Origin of the sequence: Stenotrophomonas maltophilia, assembly GCF_001274595.1 — a bacterium.
In the GTDB taxonomy this organism is placed as follows: domain Bacteria; phylum Pseudomonadota; class Gammaproteobacteria; order Xanthomonadales; family Xanthomonadaceae; genus Stenotrophomonas; species Stenotrophomonas forensis.
This window is the reverse complement of the sequence record NZ_CP011010.1, coordinates 1,802,560-1,817,009: the sequence shown is the minus strand read 5'-3', so window position 1 is coordinate 1,817,009 and position 14,450 is coordinate 1,802,560. Positions and strand designations below refer to the sequence as shown.

Genomic DNA, 14,450 nt, shown 5'->3' with positions numbered 1-14,450 from the left:
TCCGGTCGGCCGGCGGCTTGCGGGCGCAAAGAGAATAAACAGCCCGATGCGATGCCGGAATGATGATGCAGCACGCCGACAGGGCCGCGTTCAGCTATCTGACCAGATCACTCAGCCCGCGCTTTACCCCGCCCCCGACTGGCGGTAAGCAGCCAGAGCGGCATCGCGACCCGCCGCCAGGTCCACCAGAGGCGTGCGCGGATAGCCAGGGGCATGCGCCTCCAGCAGCAGCGGATGCTGCCACGGCGCGAAGCGTGCCTTCAGCGGCAGCGCAGCCAGTTCCGGCACCCAGCGCGTGATGTAGCGCGCCTGCGGATCGAATTTCTCGGCCTGGGTCACCGGATTGAACACACGGAAGTACGGCGCGGCGTCGGCGCCTGTTCCGGCCACCCATTGCCAGCCCATCGTGTTGTTGGCCAGGTCGGCGTCGACCAGGGTGTCCCAGAACCAGCGCGCGCCATGCAACCAGTGCGCACGCAGGTGCTTGCACAGGTAACTGGCCACGATCATCCGCACCCGGTTGTGCATGTAGCCGGTGTGCCACAGCTCGCGTAGGCCGGCGTCGACGATCGGCACGCCGGTGTTGCCACGCTGCCAGTCATGCAGCTGCGCAGCGCTCGGATCTGCCCACGGGAAGCGATCGAAGCGCGGATTGAGGTTGTCGGTTGGCGTCTTCGGGAAGTTGTGCAGCAGGTGATAGGCGAAATCCCGCCAGCCCAGCTGTCGCAGGTAGCCGTCGATATCGGCGTCGGTGCCGGCGCTGCGCAGGCCCTCCAGCGCATGGGCGATGCGCCATGGCGCGATCTCGCCGAAGTGCAGGTGCGGCGACATCCGCGACGTTCCCACGCGATCCGGCAGGTCGCGCTGCTCGCGATAGCCGCGCAACGAACCGTCCTCGAACACGGACAACGCCTCCAGCGCGCCGGCCTCGCCCGGCTGCCAGTGCTCCCAGAAACCGGCATCCCAGTCCAGCGCAGGCGAAAGCCGCAGCTCATCCAGCGCAAGGCTGTCGACCGCGTGCGCTGTCAGTGCCTTCGGTGCGGCCGTCAGCGCCGGCAGGCGCCAATGGCTGAGTACGTTGCGCCAGTACGGAGTGAATACCTTGTACGGTTGGCCTTGCTGGGTCGCGATGTCCCAGGGTTCGAACAGCAGGCTGCCATTGCAGCTCTGCGCATCGATGCCCTGCTCGCGCAGCGTGCGCTTGATCTCCGCGTCGCGCGGTTGGGTAGCCGGTTCGTACTTGCGGTTCCAGTACACCGCCTCGGCGCCGATCTGTTCGACCAGCGCCTGCAGCGTCGCCAGGCTGTCGCCGCGGCGCAGCACCAGCGACGAGCCGCGCGAACGCAGGTCGGCATCCAGCGCCGCCAGCGAACGGTGGCGCCACGCGTCGGAGGCCGCGCCCGGCACCCACTCACCTTCCTCGTGCGGCGCGTGGATGTAGACCGGCACCACCTCGTGGCCCGCCTCCAACGCGGCCTGCAGGGCCGGATTGTCCTGCAGCCGCAGGTCACGACGGAACCATAGCAACGCTACCGACACATGCACCGCCTTCGATATGGAAGGCGCACATGATAGCCAGCGACGGTGAAGGTGATGCGTGGGCGGGGCATCCACGCATCGCGTGGATCTACCGGTTGAAGCGCTGCATCGCCTCGCTGATCAATGCCCGTGCTTCGGCAGCGTTGCCCCAGCCATTGAGCTGCACCGGGTTGCGGCCGGCCGGCAGGTCCTTGTAGACCCGGAAGAAGGCCTCGATGCGCTGCCGTTCGATCTCCGTCAGATCGGCCAGGTCGCGGATGTTGGCGTAGGTCGGGTCGACCTTGTCGGTGGGCACGCCGATGATCTTCTCGTCGTGCTCGCCGCCATCGATCATCTTCAGGTAGCCGATCGGCCGGAAACGCACGATCACCCCCGGATGCAGCGGCTCGCGGGTCAGCACCAGCGCATCCAACGGGTCATTGTCACCGGCCAGGGTACGCGGCATCGAGCCGTAGTTGGCCGGATAGGCGACCGGCATCGACTGGAAGCGGTCCACATGCACCAGCCCATCTTCCTTGATCTCGTACTTGGTGAAGCTGCCGGCAGGGATCTCCACCGCCAGGTTCGCTTCCTGCGGGGCCTGCTTCGGCTGGGCCACCAGGAACGGATGCAGCACGGCATCGGCGGCGGTCACCGCACTGGCCAGCAACAGCAGGGCAGTACCGATGGCAGCAAGGGGAAGGATGCGAGAGGGAGTGGTCATCGGCGTGCGCTCATTCCCAGCACCGGTCGGCGCGACCCTTGGCGGTCTGCGAACGGGGGCAGTCGCGCGGCGTGACGCGGCCGTCGGTCAGTTCCGTTCGCGTCTTGCTGCCCTTGGCGTCACGCTGCAGTTCGAAGGCATCGTAGAGACGGCCTGTCACCGTGCGCGCTTCATAGCGCAGGCGCTGCGGGTCGACGTTCAGGACCTGGAACAACTGGGTGTCCTCGGCCACCGGATCCATCGTCCTGCGTGCTTCGTCGGAAAGGCGGTACTGCTTCGGCCCAGCCACGGTCACCACGTACTGCGGCGTCGCAGCGTGTCCTTCACCCCGGCGGCCGTAGGTGTGATCGTGCCCCTGCAGCACCAGATCGACGTTGTGGCGGCGTACCACCGGCAGCAGCACGTCACGCAACGCGGCGTTCTCGCGGCCTTCGCGCGGCGAGTAGAACGGCTGGTGCAGCAGCACGAGGGTCCACGGCTGCGGATTGCCGGTCAGCACCTTGTCCAGCCACTGCGCCTGCGCCTTGGCCGTACCCAGGTCGAGTGCCGAGGTGCCATCGACCACGGCCACGCGCACGCCCTGCGCATCGAACCAGTAGCTGGTCTGCTGCGCTGCGCTGGCGCCGTTGCCCGGCAACGCGAAGGTCACCGACCAGTGCTTGCCCAGCACGCGGCGCTCCTGCGGGGTGTCCTCGAACTCCTCGAAGTACTCGTGGTTGCCGATTGCCGGCGCCACCAGCGTTTCCTGCGCCAGCCAGCCGGTAGCCGCAAACCATTCGCCCCACTCGCTGTCGTCCATGTTGTCGCCGCCGCTGACCAGATCGCCGGCAAACAGGCTCATGCGCGCCTGCGGTGCCGCCTTCTGCGCAGCACGCACGACCCGGCTGACATGGCTCACGTTCTTGTTCTGGGTGTCACCGAAGTACAGCAGGGTCAGCGGCTGGTCGGCGGCCGCCAGCGTGCGCAGCTGGTTCCACGCGCTCCAGCTGCCATTGCCCTGCACGCGGTAGACGTACTGGGTATCCGGCTGCAGGCCGCCGATGTCGGCACGATGGTGATGCGACAGCCCGTTTTCGGTCTGCAGTGCGCGCGTCGTCGCACGCACCTGACGGATGCCCTCGATGGCCGGCGAATCTGCAGCCAGCGCAATCTCCAGCAGTGGCGCCTGCACGCTGCCATCGGTACGCCAGGCCACGGCGAAAGCGTGGCTGGGATCAGCCGACGGCGAGGCGACGATGCGGTCCGGCACCGTCGTCGCTGCGTAGTGGTGGCTGCCCGCCGGTACCTGGGTATTCGGCTCGGCCGCCGCGAACGACAGCGACGGCAGCGCCAGCAGCAGGCCCAGCGCCAGCGCGCGCATCACGCACTGCCGGCTCATGCGCCACACTCCAGCGGCAGCGCGAGCTGCTTGGCGATGCTCTCCCAGTCGAACGCCACCACGCCCTGGTCGTCATGCACCGCATACAGCGCACCGTGCGGGAACCGCGCGCTGGGCTGCTGCATCATCCAGATGCCATCGGTGTTGGCCACGGTGTTGCCCTGGAACGCACCCACCGGCTTCAGCGTGTGACGATCGAACAGGTGGAACACGCTGCGCTGCTTGCCCTGCTCGGTGGTGATCCACCAGCCGTCCTTGCCACAGGTGCGCAGGGTCACGCCTTCGGCCTGTGCCTTGAACACGTCGCGGCCGAAGGTAGTGCCGGTGAAGCGGCCGGCCAGGGTGTAGACCTTGAACTCGCTGGCGTAGCTTTCGTCCTCTTCGGCAATCAGCAGGCGATCGTTTTCGGGGTCGCCCCAGATCGATTCGACAACGCGCAGCGCACCGGCCTCGGTGGTATCACCGATGCTCGCCACCAGCGTCGCTTCGACCTTCGCACCGTCGCGGGTCACGTGGTACTGGCGCACGCGCTTGTCCAGTTCAGCCAGCGGCGGCAGGATGTCGCGCCCCTGCGCATCCTCGCCGTTGTCCCAGGAGTCGGTGACGTAGACGCTGTAGCCATCGGCCCGGCGGTCGACCCACAGGCCGTACGGCTTGCGCAGGTCGTCCGCAGCGAACGTCGCCAGCGGGGTGAAGTCCGGCAGGCCCAGCACCTGCACGCGGTGATTGTCGCGCTCCACGATCCACAGCAGGTCGTCGGTCACCGCGATGCCGTTTGGGCGGTCGAACTGCGCCGGCGCGGTACCGCTGCTGCCAACGTCACGCAGATGCTGGCCGGTGCTGCCGTCGTAGACCACCAGCTTGTCGGTGGCCTTGGCGGTGGCGATCAGCCACAGCGTGCCGTCAGGGGCACGCCAGGCCGCCGGCGAATCGATGTTGTCGGCCGGCGTCATCGGCGAAAGGAACGCCTCGGCGATGGTGGCCACCGCACGCTCACGGGTGGCCTTCGCTGCCGTCGCGGCTGCCGCCGGATCATTGCCCGTGGCCGGCGTACAGCCGGCCGCCAGGCTGGCCACCAGTGCGGCGGCCAGGACGGTGATGCCACGCCCCATCACAGTGCCACCTTCAGGCCCAGCGCGTAGGTGCGGCCGTACTCTTCCATCTGCAGGGTGCGCGAGCGCGTGCCCTGGTACAGCTCAAGCGGCTTGTCCAGCAGGTTCTGCGCTTCGAAATACATGCTCACGCGCGAGGTGAACTTGTAGTCCAGCGAGAAGTCGAGCTGGGTGTTGGGCGCCACGTAGATGTCGAACGCGCGTCCCTTGCCGATGCTGTCCAGGTACTCGCTGCGGTACACCGCCGCCAGCCGCGTGCTCAGGCCGTACTTCTCATAGCCGACGTGCGCGCTGTAGACGTGCTTGGAGGCGCGCGGCAGGGTGAAGTCTTCGCCCGCACGATCCTTGATGCCGGCATCGAACGTGGTGTCGAGCCAGGTGCCACTGGCACCGACCAGCAGCCCGTCCAGGCCGGCCGACAGGAACGCCAGCTGCTGCTGCCAGTTGAACTCCGCACCGCGCACGGTGGCCTTGCGGCCGTTGATCGGCTGGGTCACGTCGAAGCCGCCATAGTCCGGGTCATTGGTGCGCACGGTTTCCACGATGTAACCGTCGATCGACTTGTGGAACAGGCCCAGCGACACGATGCCGGTGCTGCCGATGTACTTCTCGACGGACAGATCGATGTTCTTCGATTCGTACGGATCCAGCTCCGGATTGCCCAGCCGTACTTCCTCGTCGCCGCGGCTGTAGCCCACGCGCGGCGAAATGTCACCGAACGACGGGCGCGAGACGGTCTTGTTGGCCGAAGCGCGCAGCACCCAGTCGTCTGCGACGTCGTAGCGCAGGTGCAGGCCCGGCAGCACGTTGGTGTAGCTGCTGTTGGCCACGCGCGGGGTGACGGTGAAGCTGCGGCCGTTGGCCGCCACGTCCACCTGGTTGCCGGTGGCCTTGAACTGGGTGTTTTCCACGCGCACGCCGCCGATGATGCGCAGTGCGCCGATGTCCCAGGTACCCATCGCGTAGCTGGCGAAGATGTCCTCGCTGGCCACGTAGTCTTCTTCCAGCGAGGTCATTGCGTTGCCGCCAAGGTCCTGCGGCCGCGCACTGTACTGGCTGCCATTGGCCGCCCAGAACGCGCGCATCGCGGCCGAATCCATACCGTCACCCATGTTGCCGTGGCGATGCTCCGGCGAGGAGGTGGTCCAGCTCGACAGCGCCACCTTCGGGCCGACGCGCAGCTCGCTCTCATCAACGTTGACGTCGCGGTCGCGCCAGCGGCCCAGCAGGCCGATCTTGATGCTGCCGCTGTCGCCGTCGAAGCGCACGTTGACCTGCGCGCTGTGTTCCTTGTCATTGACCTGCTTGGGCGAGAGCACGAAGCGGTCGAACGCGTAGTTGCCGTTGTCCAGCCACTGCGGGTTGTCGAAACTGTAGCTGGGCAGTCGACTGCGCTGGTCCAGGGTGCCGTTGAACGGCGCGCCGTTGAGCTTGAAGCGGGCCTCCATCTCGTCGTTCACGCGCTCTTCGGTGCGGGTGTAGCCCACCTTGTAATCGACCACGGCATTGGTCAGCTTGTTCTCGCCGCCCAGGCTTGCCGCAAAGGTGTTTTCCTTCTTGGTGCGGTAGCGCATGCGCTTGTCGATCGAATCCTTCGGCATGCCATCCAGGCGGTACTGGTCGGTGCCGGTCTTGACCATCTTCGCGTCGTCGAAGTTGAAGATCACCCGCTGGCGGGTTTCGGCATCGTCGAACTGGCTGTACAGCGTGCGCAGGTAGTACTTGCTGTCTTCGTTCGGGCGCCAGTCGAGGTTGAGGTTGGCTCCGATGCGCTTGCGTTCGATCTCGTACTTGCGGTGCTGCAGGTTGATCGCGGTGACGTCGCCAGGTGCGGCATCGTCCTCGCCGTCGTATTCCACTTCGGTGTTGTCCGACTCGAACTTGCGCTTCTGGTAGTTCACGCCCAGTGCCACGCCGAAGGTGTCGTTGAACACTTCGCTGTAGTTGAAAGCGGCCTTGGGGCTGGTCTCGCCGGACAGCTGCTGGTGGCTGCCCTCGATCTTGGCGCGCAGGCTGCGACCGTCGCGGTCGAAGGCCGAGGCCGACTCCACCAGCACCGCGCCACCAATGGCATCGCCCGGCATGTCCGGGGTTGGCGACTTGACCACGCGCAGGCGCTCGGTGGAATCGGACGGGATGACGTCCAGCGGCGCGGCGCGGCTGGAATCCTCCGGCGTGCCAATGGCGATGCCATCGACACTGACGCTGTTGAGGTTGGCGTCCAGGCCACGGATGACCACGAAGCGGCCTTCGCCCTGGTCACGGGTCACGCTGACGCCCGGCAGGCGCTGCAGCGACTCGGCCACATTCTTGTCCGGGTACTGGCCCAGCGCATCGGAGGACACGGCGTCCTCGATGGCATCGCTGCTGCGCTTGAGGTCGACCGCGCGGATCTGCGATTCGAGCTGCGCACGCACTTCGATGCGGTCGAGGTCGACCGCGTCGGCGGCCACCGCGCCGGTGGCGGCAACCGCCTGCTGCCCGGCGGCCTGCAGCGGTGCAGCCGCCCCCATCGCCAGGGTCAGGGTGATGGCAACGGCCAACGGAGTCTTGATATGCACTGGGAATCCCCATTCCTGTTAAGAATGGGTCTGCACGGTATGTCCGCAAGGTTGCATGGCCATGACATGGATCTGCACATTTGACGAAGCGCGGGTTTGGGTTCGGCCCACCGATCCGGCAAAATGGCGTCCTCTCTCCTTTTCCCCTTCCCGACCATGAAGATCGTCGAAGTGCGCCACCCGCTGGTGCAGCACAAGATCGGCCTGATGCGCAACGCCGCGCTCAGCACCAAGGATTTCCGTGAACTGGCCAATGAGCTGGGCACGCTGCTGGCCTACGAGGCCACCGCCGACCTGGACACCGAGCCGCACACCCTGCCCGGCTGGGCCGGCCCGGTCACCGTGCAGCGCATTGCCGGCGCCAAGATCACCGTGGTGCCGATCCTGCGCGCCGGCCTGGGCATGCTCAGCGGCGTGCTGTCGCTGATCCCGGCCGCCCGCGTCAGCGTGGTCGGCCTGCAGCGTGATGAGGAAACCCTGCAGCCGGTGCCCTACTTCGAGCGCCTGACCGGTCGCCTGGAAGAGCGCGATGCGCTGATCCTGGATCCGATGCTGGCCACCGGCGGCACCCTGATCGCCACCATCGACATGCTCAAGCGCGCAGGCGCCCGCCGCATCAAGGGCATCTTCCTGGTCGCCGCGCCGGAAGGCATCGACGCGGTCAAGGCCGTGCATCCGGACGTGGAGATCTACACCGCGGCCATCGATGCCCAGCTCAACGACAAGGGCTACATCCTGCCGGGCCTGGGCGATGCCGGTGACCGCATCTTCGGTACCCGCGTCGGTTGATCCGGCGAGCCGGGGTCAGAGCCCTTTCTGCGAAAGGGATCTGACCCCATCCCGCATTCCGGCCTACAGTCCGGCCGCGAAGGTTTCCAGCTGGCCGATGGCAGTGTTCCAGCCGTCGAAGAAGCCCAGCTGCTCATGCTGGTCACGCAGCGCCTTGTCCGGATGCATCACCCGCGCGGTGTAACGGCAGCCTTGGCCCTCGTCCTCCATCGTGATGATGGCGGTGAAGCCCAGCCACGGCGACTGCGGGCGCCAGCCCGCGCCCAGCATCGAGGTGAACACCAGGCGCTGCTGCGGCACCACCTCCAGGAAGCTGCCCGGATTGTCACTGCTGCCGCCATCGGGGCCCTGCATGAAGGTGTGGAAGGCCCCGCCAGGGCGCAGGTCGAACGCACGCACCTCGGTGGTCCACGGCTTCGGGCACCACCACTGGCGCAGCAGTTCGGGGTCTGTCCAGGCCCGCCAGAGTGCCGCGCGCGGTGCGTTCAACAAGCGGCTGATGACCAGATCGGTGTCCGGATTGCTACTTGCGTCCTCGGCCATGAGCCTGCTCCTGTCGGTGAAGGGTTTCGACGAAATCGACCATGCGGTCGGCACGCGCATCCCACAGGACGCGCTGTTCGGCCAGCCACTGCTCGGCCTGGCCCAGCCGCGCCGGCACCAGTTCGCAGGTACGTATGCGCCCCTGCTTGTGGCTGCGCACGACGCCGCTGCGTTCCAGCACGGCCAGGTGCTTCATCAGCGAAGGCAACGCCATCTGGAACGGCTCGGCCAGCATCGACACCGTGCACGGCCCCTGCCCCAGCGCGGCCACGATCGCGCAACGGGTGGGGTCGGCCAGGGCGTGGAAGATCCGTTGAATGGCGGGATCATACTTACCCATATGGCTAAGTAATACGCCGATCTGAATGCCGACGCAAGCAGGCGCGACCGGGCGGCGATTCTTCACGTGGCCTTGCGGGCCGGAAGCGAATGCTCCGCGCACCCGCCACCGCCTGGAGCACCCTGATGAAAGCCCCTTTCTTGCTGGCCGCCGTTCTTCTGGTCGGCCTGCCGCTGGCCGCCAACGCCACCACCCCGCAGCAGCAGCGCATGGCCGACTGCTCGGCCAAGAACAAGGGGCTGAAGGGCGACGCCTACAAGACCGCGCAGAGCGCCTGCCTCAGCGGCCACGCCACCGAAACCAAGGCGGTCAACCCGCAGCAGGAGCGCATGCGCAAGTGCAATGCCGATGCGGGCGCCAAGAAGCTGGCCGGTGATGCACGCAAGACCTTCATGAGCAGCTGCCTGAAGGCGTCGTAATCGTCGCGCCCGGATAGAACGCCATTCACGCATGGCGTGGTTCTACTGCATCAGTGAAGGGCCGGGCATTGCCCGGCCATTTCATTACCCCAATGCGCGCGCCTTCAGTTCACCCTGCTCATGCAGGGTGACGAAACGACCCTTGTCATCGCGACCGAGCTGCGCCAACGCCACCTGCGGATCGTGGGTGAAGAACAGATGCACGTTGCGCGCCAGCTTGTCCTCGAGGAACTGCCGCTTCTCGTCGATCAGCAGCTCGGCGTTGCGGTCGTAGCCCATGGTGATCGGCACGTGTACCCATGAGCGGCCCGGAATCAGGTCGGCGCAGAACACCACGCCACCATGCGCACCCTCGCCGGCATGTGCATGGCCGACGATCTCGGCCAGCATCAGCCCTGGCGTGTGGCCATCGCTGTAGCTGAAACGCACGCTGCGCCCCAACGCCTTGGAGTATTCCCCGTCCACCACTTCCAGGCGGCCACTGGCCTGCAGCAGGCCCGGCAGCTCCGGAATGAAGCTGGCCCGATCCCGCGGATGCGGCTGCACGGCGCGCTGCCAGTGCTGTGCGCCCACCACGTAGGTCGCGTTGGGGAACAGCAGCTCGGGCTCCCGCCCTTCGCTCCATGCCGCCAGCAGGCCACCGGCATGATCGAAGTGCAGGTGGCTGAGCACCACCACATCGATGTCCTCGTGTTCGAAACCGGCTTCGCGCAGCGAATCGATCAGCACGTGCTGGCTTTCCTGCACGCCATAGCGCTCGCGCATGCGCGGATCGAAGAACGCGCCGATACCGGTTTCGAACAACACCGTCTTGCCTTCCAGCGGGCTGGCAAGCAGCGCACGGCAGGCCAGCTCGATGCGGTTGAGCTCGTCCGGCGCTGCCCATTTTTCCCATAACGCGCGCGGCGCGTTGCCGAACATCGCACCGCCATCGAGGCGCTGCGAGTTTCCACGAATAGACCAGAGTTTCATGAGTCGATTATCGGCGCCGGCTCGTTAAATAATCGCTAGAAAGGAAACGGAAAACCCCGCCGTTGCGGGCGGGGTTTCGATGATCCAGCGGATTGCCGGCCAGCGGCCGGCACAACCGGATCAGCGCGCTGGCACGACCTGGGCGCTGCCCACCGGGTTGCGCGGGTCACTGCCGCCGAACAGCGTGTTGGACTTGCGGTCCCATTCCACGGTCTGCAGGTTGCCCCAGACGTGACTGGAACCGCGGCCACCGGCAGCGACGTTGCCTGGCAGGTCGATCCTGTGGCCCATCGCCTGCAGCTGCTTCACCGTGCCGGCATCGAACGCATCGTCCTCGGCTTCGATCAGGTCCGGCAGCCACTGGTGGTGGTAACGCGGCAAGGCGGCCACCTGCTGCGCATCCAGGCCGGCGTCGTAGCCGAGGATGCCCAGCAGCACCATGGTGATGATGCGGCTGCCACCCGGGGTGCCCAGCACCACCACCTTGTCGGCGTTCTCCATGAAGGTGGGCGTCATCGAGCTGAGCATGCGCTTGCCCGCCTTCGGCGCGTTGGCTTCATAGCCCATCACGCCGAACGCGTTGGGCGTGCCCGGCTTCAGCGCGAAGTCGTCCATCTCGTTGTTCAGCAGCACGCCGGTGCCCTTCGGAATCAGCCCCGAGCCGTACAGCAGATTGACGGTCTGGGTGGCGCCGACGCGGTTGCCGTCGCGATCGATGATCGAGAAGTGGGTGGTCTCGTCATCTTCCAGCGGCGTCGGGTTGCCCGACAGCAGGTCGCTGGGCGTGGCCTTCTCTGGATGGATGGTGGCCCGCAGGCCCTGCGCGTAATCCTTGCTGGTCAGCACCTTCTGCGGGATCTGCACGAAGTCAGGATCACCCAGGAAGAAGGTGCGGTCGCGGTAGGCGCGGCGCATCGACTCCACCACCAGGTGGGTGCGGTGGGCCGGGTCCATCTTCTTGATGTCCCAGCCTTCGAGGATCTGCAGCATGCTGGCCAGCGCGATGCCACCGGACGACGGCGGCGGCGCAGTGGTGATCTTCCAGCCGTTGTAGTTGAAGACGATCGGTTCGCGCTGCTTCACCCGGTATCCGGCCAGTTCCTCGGCGGTCCACTTGCCTCCGGCCTGCTTCACGCCTTCCAGCAGCAGTCTGCCGGTCTGGCCCCTGTAGAAGCCGTCGAAGCCACCGGCGGCCAGGCGTTCCAGCGTCTGCGCCAGTTCCGGCTGCTTGAACAGATCGCCTGTGGCGATCGGCTTGCCGTTGCGCAGGTAGACCTCGCGGGTGCCGGGGAAGCGCTCCATCACTTCACGGCGCGAGGCATAGCCCTTGGCCATGCGCTCGTACACCGGGAAACCTTCGCGCGCGATGCGGATGGCCGGCTGCAGCGACGCCGACAGCGGCAGCTTGCCATGCTTGGCCGACAGTTCGACCAGCGCCGCAGGCAGGCCCGGAATGCCCGCCGACCAGGCGCCGTTGACCGAGCGGTCACGGTCGAGGTTGCCCTGCTTGTCGAGGAACGCCTGGGGCGTTGCCGCAGCCGGTGCAGTCTCGCGCGCGTCCAGCATCACATCCTTGCCGGTGACCGCGTCGTGCAGCAGGAAGAAGCCACCGCCGCCCAGCCCGGAACTGATCGGTTCGACCACCGCCAGCGTGGACGATACGGCCACCGCCGCGTCGAAGGCATTGCCGCCCTGCGCCAGGATGTCGATGCCGGCCTGGGTGGCCAGCGCATGGCCACTGGCAATGGCGGCGCCGTCGGGGCGTTCGGCACGGACAGGGCTGTCGGCCCAGGCGATCGGGCTCAGCAGCAGGCCGAGCAGCAACAGCGGACGGACGATCAGCGTCTTCATTCGGATGGGGGCTCCGCATAGAGTTCGGGGTGATCGTGCTGCAGCTGGCGCAGCTTGGCCAGCAGCTGGTCTTCCGTTTCCACGATCTCCGGGTCCGGATCGATGCATTCGACCGGGCAGACGACCACGCACTGTGGCTCGTCGAAATGACCCACGCATTCGGTGCAGCGCGCAGGGTCGATCACGTAGATGGTTTCACCCATCGCAATGGCCTGGTTCGGGCAGGCCGGCTCGCATACGTCGCAGTTGACGCAGAGCTCGTTGATTTTCAGCGACATGGCGATACTCCTCGCCCGCGCCTTGGGACAAAGGACCGGCCAGCGCGGGCGCGCGGGCCGGTCAGGTCATCAGCGGCGCCCTTGCAGGACGCCGCCCGGGCCATGCCGGAGCATGGCCGCCATGGCTCGGTCTTACTTGGCTTCGACGAAAATGTACTCGGCACCGGTCGGCTGGATCGCAGCCTGCACGCGGGCGTTGTCGGCCGACTGGCCGATGAAGACGACGCGCACGCCCTTCATCGAATCCGGCGACACGTCCTTGAACACGGCCTGGATCATGTCAGCCATCTTGCCCGAGGCCGACGAACCGAAGGCCAGCATGTTGCCCGGCTGCACGCCACGGGCCACGGCCTGGGTCGCGCTCTCGGTCTGGCGCTCGTACTTGGCCTGGAAGTCCGGGTCCGATTCCGGCGAGAGGTAGTACAGGAACGGGCTGTTGGTGATGTTGCCCATGTTCTGGATCGCCACTTCCTGCAGGTACTTCTTCCAGCCCGCATCGTCATCCTTGGCCGGCGCGACCAGCGCCTGCTTGGCTTCGTCGACCGGAGCGGCCTCTTCCTTCTTGCAGGCGGTGAAGGCCAGGGCCAACGAAGCGATCAGCATCGCGCGCATGGTGGTGTTCATGGGTTTCCTCCCGGAATGGTGCGTGGTGGTGTACGTAATGGGATGCGGGTACAGCGGGACTTACGACTGTGCCGACTTCGCTTCGCGGACCTTGCGCAGGGCTTCGAGCACCGCGGCCGGCACGAAACCGGACACGTCACCGCCCAGGCGCGCGATCTCGCGGACCAGCGAGGACGAAATGAAGCTGTGCTGCTCGGCCGGGGTCAGGAACAGGGTCTCGACCTCGGGAATCAGATGGCGATTCATGCTGGCCATCTGGAACTCGTATTCGAAGTCGGACACCGCGCGCAGGCCGCGCAGCAGCACCCCACCCTGGACCGAACGGACGAAATGGGCCAGCAGGGTATCGAAGCCGATGACCTCGACATTGCCGTGGTGGCCCAGTGCGCCGCGGGCCAGCTGCACGCGCTGTTCCAGCGGCAGCGCCGGGCCCTTGGACGGGCTCTGCGCCACGCCGACCACGACCTTTTCGAACAACGGCGCGGCCCGGCTCACCAGGTCGATATGACCATTGGTGATCGGATCGAACGTGCCGGGATAGACGGCAATGCGGCGGTTGGCCACGGTCATGGGCGGATGCAGATGTTCAGATGAAGTCAAAGTGTAGCAGTGGCGCGGCGGTACAGGGCAAAGCGCACCTCACGGGTGCCGCCCTCGCGGTGCAGCAGCCATTCCGCCGGCAGTGACGGGACGTGGCCGGCCGGCGATTCCAGGTACAGCCAGGCATCGGCGGCCAGGTGCCGCGGCAGCTGGGCCAGCACGTCCTGCCACAGGCCATCGGCGAACGGCGGGTCGATGAACACCAGGTCGGCCTGCTGCGCCGGGGCGCTTTGCAGCCAGCGCAGGGCATCGGCCTGGACCACGGTGACCTGGTCTACCGCCTGCAGCTTGGCGACGGCGGCGGACAGGTTGCGCCCGAGCTGGGCATCGCGCTCGACCAGGGTGGCGTGGGCGGCACCGCGCGACACCGCTTCCAGGCCCAGCGCGCCGCTGCCGGCGAACAGGTCGAGCACCCGCGCCCCTCCCAGTCGGGGCATCAGCCAGTTGAACAGGGTTTCGCGAACGCGGTCGCTGCTCGGCCGCAGGCCCGGCAGGGTCGGCACCGGCAGGCGGGTATTGCGCCAGCGGCCACCGATGATGCGGACCTGGCCGTCATTGCCACCACGGCCGCTCACCGGCGCCCCCGGTGGGGGTTGTTCGAGAATTTCAGCATGAAGGGGATTGTAGTCGTCCGGGCGGCGCCCGGAACCCGCAGAGGCCGAAGCAACGTCAAAAGCGGGCTATCCCTGGGTTGGCGGGGCGGTGTCGGATTGCGGGGACGCCGTGAACCCATCCATGGGG

General features: G+C 66.8%; 15 protein-coding genes. 2 read left to right on the top strand and 13 right to left on the bottom strand.

The features are described from left to right. Positions 1–123 precede the first annotated feature (123 nt). The 5 genes from VN11_RS08440 to VN11_RS08420 all read right to left on the bottom strand — a co-directional run bounded on the left by VN11_RS08440 (position 124) and on the right by VN11_RS08420 (position 7,245). Positions 124–1,539, bottom strand: coding sequence for a cryptochrome/photolyase family protein (locus VN11_RS08440; RefSeq protein ID WP_053449407.1), 1,416 nt, complete (start codon positions 1,537–1,539; stop codon positions 124–126). Positions 1,540–1,627: 88 nt separating this feature from the next. Then, a complete protein-coding gene (locus VN11_RS08435; RefSeq protein ID WP_053449406.1) occupies positions 1,628–2,242 on the bottom strand; it encodes an inorganic diphosphatase in 615 nt (204 codons plus the stop codon). A 10-nt stretch (positions 2,243–2,252) separates the two neighbouring features. After that, entirely contained in the window at positions 2,253–3,620 is a 1,368-nt protein-coding gene (locus tag VN11_RS08430; RefSeq protein ID WP_053449405.1) for a purple acid phosphatase family protein, read from the bottom strand. Further along, on the bottom strand, positions 3,617–4,732 hold the full coding sequence (locus VN11_RS08425) for a phytase (RefSeq protein ID WP_053449404.1): 1,116 nt from the start codon (positions 4,730–4,732) through the stop codon (positions 3,617–3,619). The genes VN11_RS08430 and VN11_RS08425 overlap by 4 nt, the downstream gene beginning before the upstream one ends. Then, positions 4,732–7,245, bottom strand: coding sequence for a TonB-dependent receptor (locus tag VN11_RS08420; RefSeq protein WP_428992461.1), 2,514 nt, complete (start codon positions 7,243–7,245; stop codon positions 4,732–4,734). Before VN11_RS08420 ends, VN11_RS08425 begins: the two co-directional genes overlap by 1 nt. Before the next feature lie 204 nt (positions 7,246–7,449). Here VN11_RS08420 and upp point away from each other — a divergent pair, with 204 nt between their 5' ends. Beyond that, on the top strand, positions 7,450–8,082 hold the full coding sequence (gene upp, locus VN11_RS08415; RefSeq protein ID WP_049457648.1) for a uracil phosphoribosyltransferase: 633 nt from the start codon (positions 7,450–7,452) through the stop codon (positions 8,080–8,082). Between the two features lie 63 nt (positions 8,083–8,145). Here the strand turns inward: upp and VN11_RS08410 are convergent, their stop codons facing one another. Both VN11_RS08410 and VN11_RS08405 read right to left on the bottom strand, forming a co-directional pair. Next, positions 8,146–8,625, bottom strand: coding sequence for an SRPBCC family protein (locus VN11_RS08410; RefSeq protein WP_053449402.1), 480 nt, complete (start codon positions 8,623–8,625; stop codon positions 8,146–8,148). Beyond that, positions 8,606–8,965, bottom strand: a complete 360-nt coding sequence (locus VN11_RS08405; protein ID WP_053449401.1) for an ArsR/SmtB family transcription factor — start codon at positions 8,963–8,965, stop codon at positions 8,606–8,608. Before VN11_RS08405 ends, VN11_RS08410 begins: the two co-directional genes overlap by 20 nt. Positions 8,966–9,090: 125 nt before the next feature. On the opposite strand from VN11_RS08405, the gene VN11_RS08400 reads away from it, so the two are divergent. Continuing rightward, a complete protein-coding gene (locus tag VN11_RS08400) occupies positions 9,091–9,384 on the top strand; it encodes a PsiF family protein (RefSeq protein ID WP_053451285.1) in 294 nt (97 codons plus the stop codon). Between the two features lie 84 nt (positions 9,385–9,468). Here the strand turns inward: VN11_RS08400 and VN11_RS08395 are convergent, their stop codons facing one another. The 6 genes from VN11_RS08395 to rsmD form a co-directional block, all read right to left on the bottom strand. After that, positions 9,469–10,356, bottom strand: coding sequence for an MBL fold metallo-hydrolase (locus VN11_RS08395; protein ID WP_053449400.1), 888 nt, complete (start codon positions 10,354–10,356; stop codon positions 9,469–9,471). Positions 10,357–10,476: 120 nt separating this feature from the next. Then, entirely contained in the window at positions 10,477–12,207 is a 1,731-nt protein-coding gene (gene ggt / locus VN11_RS08390) for a gamma-glutamyltransferase (protein ID WP_053449399.1), read from the bottom strand. Continuing rightward, positions 12,204–12,485, bottom strand: a complete 282-nt coding sequence (locus tag VN11_RS08385) for a YfhL family 4Fe-4S dicluster ferredoxin (protein ID WP_004153175.1) — start codon at positions 12,483–12,485, stop codon at positions 12,204–12,206. The genes ggt and VN11_RS08385 overlap by 4 nt, the downstream gene beginning before the upstream one ends. A gap of 132 nt (positions 12,486–12,617) precedes the next feature. Beyond that, complete coding sequence (locus VN11_RS08380) at positions 12,618–13,109, bottom strand: hypothetical protein (RefSeq protein WP_005409092.1); 492 nt, start codon at positions 13,107–13,109, stop codon at positions 12,618–12,620. 60 nt (positions 13,110–13,169) lie between these two features. Beyond that, positions 13,170–13,679 (bottom strand): pantetheine-phosphate adenylyltransferase, encoded by a 510-nt coding sequence (coaD, locus tag VN11_RS08375; protein WP_006433094.1) that lies wholly within the window; start codon positions 13,677–13,679, stop codon positions 13,170–13,172. Between the two features lie 26 nt (positions 13,680–13,705). Further along, positions 13,706–14,284, bottom strand: a complete 579-nt coding sequence (gene rsmD, locus VN11_RS08370; protein ID WP_053449398.1) for a 16S rRNA (guanine(966)-N(2))-methyltransferase RsmD — start codon at positions 14,282–14,284, stop codon at positions 13,706–13,708. Positions 14,285–14,450: the final 166 nt, after the last annotated feature.

What these genes read in the sequence shown, in the direction of transcription:
- VN11_RS08435 (WP_053449406.1), bottom strand. Translation starts at nt 2,242, where the DNA reads ATGACCACTCCCTCTCGCATCCTTCCCCTTGCTGCCATCGGTACTGCC.
- VN11_RS08430 (WP_053449405.1), bottom strand. Translation starts at nt 3,620, where the DNA reads ATGAGCCGGCAGTGCGTGATGCGCGCGCTGGCGCTGGGCCTGCTGCTG.
- VN11_RS08425 (WP_053449404.1), bottom strand. Translation starts at nt 4,732, where the DNA reads ATGGGGCGTGGCATCACCGTCCTGGCCGCCGCACTGGTGGCCAGCCTG.
- VN11_RS08420 (WP_428992461.1), bottom strand. Translation starts at nt 7,245, where the DNA reads ATGGGGGCGGCTGCACCGCTGCAGGCCGCCGGGCAGCAGGCGGTTGCC.
- upp (WP_049457648.1), top strand. Translation starts at nt 7,450, where the DNA reads ATGAAGATCGTCGAAGTGCGCCACCCGCTGGTGCAGCACAAGATCGGC.
- VN11_RS08410 (WP_053449402.1), bottom strand. Translation starts at nt 8,625, where the DNA reads ATGGCCGAGGACGCAAGTAGCAATCCGGACACCGATCTGGTCATCAGC.
- VN11_RS08405 (WP_053449401.1), bottom strand. Translation starts at nt 8,965, where the DNA reads ATGGGTAAGTATGATCCCGCCATTCAACGGATCTTCCACGCCCTGGCC.
- VN11_RS08400 (WP_053451285.1), top strand. Translation starts at nt 9,091, where the DNA reads ATGAAAGCCCCTTTCTTGCTGGCCGCCGTTCTTCTGGTCGGCCTGCCG.
- VN11_RS08395 (WP_053449400.1), bottom strand. Translation starts at nt 10,356, where the DNA reads ATGAAACTCTGGTCTATTCGTGGAAACTCGCAGCGCCTCGATGGCGGT.
- ggt (WP_053449399.1), bottom strand. Translation starts at nt 12,207, where the DNA reads ATGAAGACGCTGATCGTCCGTCCGCTGTTGCTGCTCGGCCTGCTGCTG.
- VN11_RS08385 (WP_004153175.1), bottom strand. Translation starts at nt 12,485, where the DNA reads ATGTCGCTGAAAATCAACGAGCTCTGCGTCAACTGCGACGTATGCGAG.
- VN11_RS08380 (WP_005409092.1), bottom strand. Translation starts at nt 13,109, where the DNA reads ATGAACACCACCATGCGCGCGATGCTGATCGCTTCGTTGGCCCTGGCC.
- coaD (WP_006433094.1), bottom strand. Translation starts at nt 13,679, where the DNA reads ATGACCGTGGCCAACCGCCGCATTGCCGTCTATCCCGGCACGTTCGAT.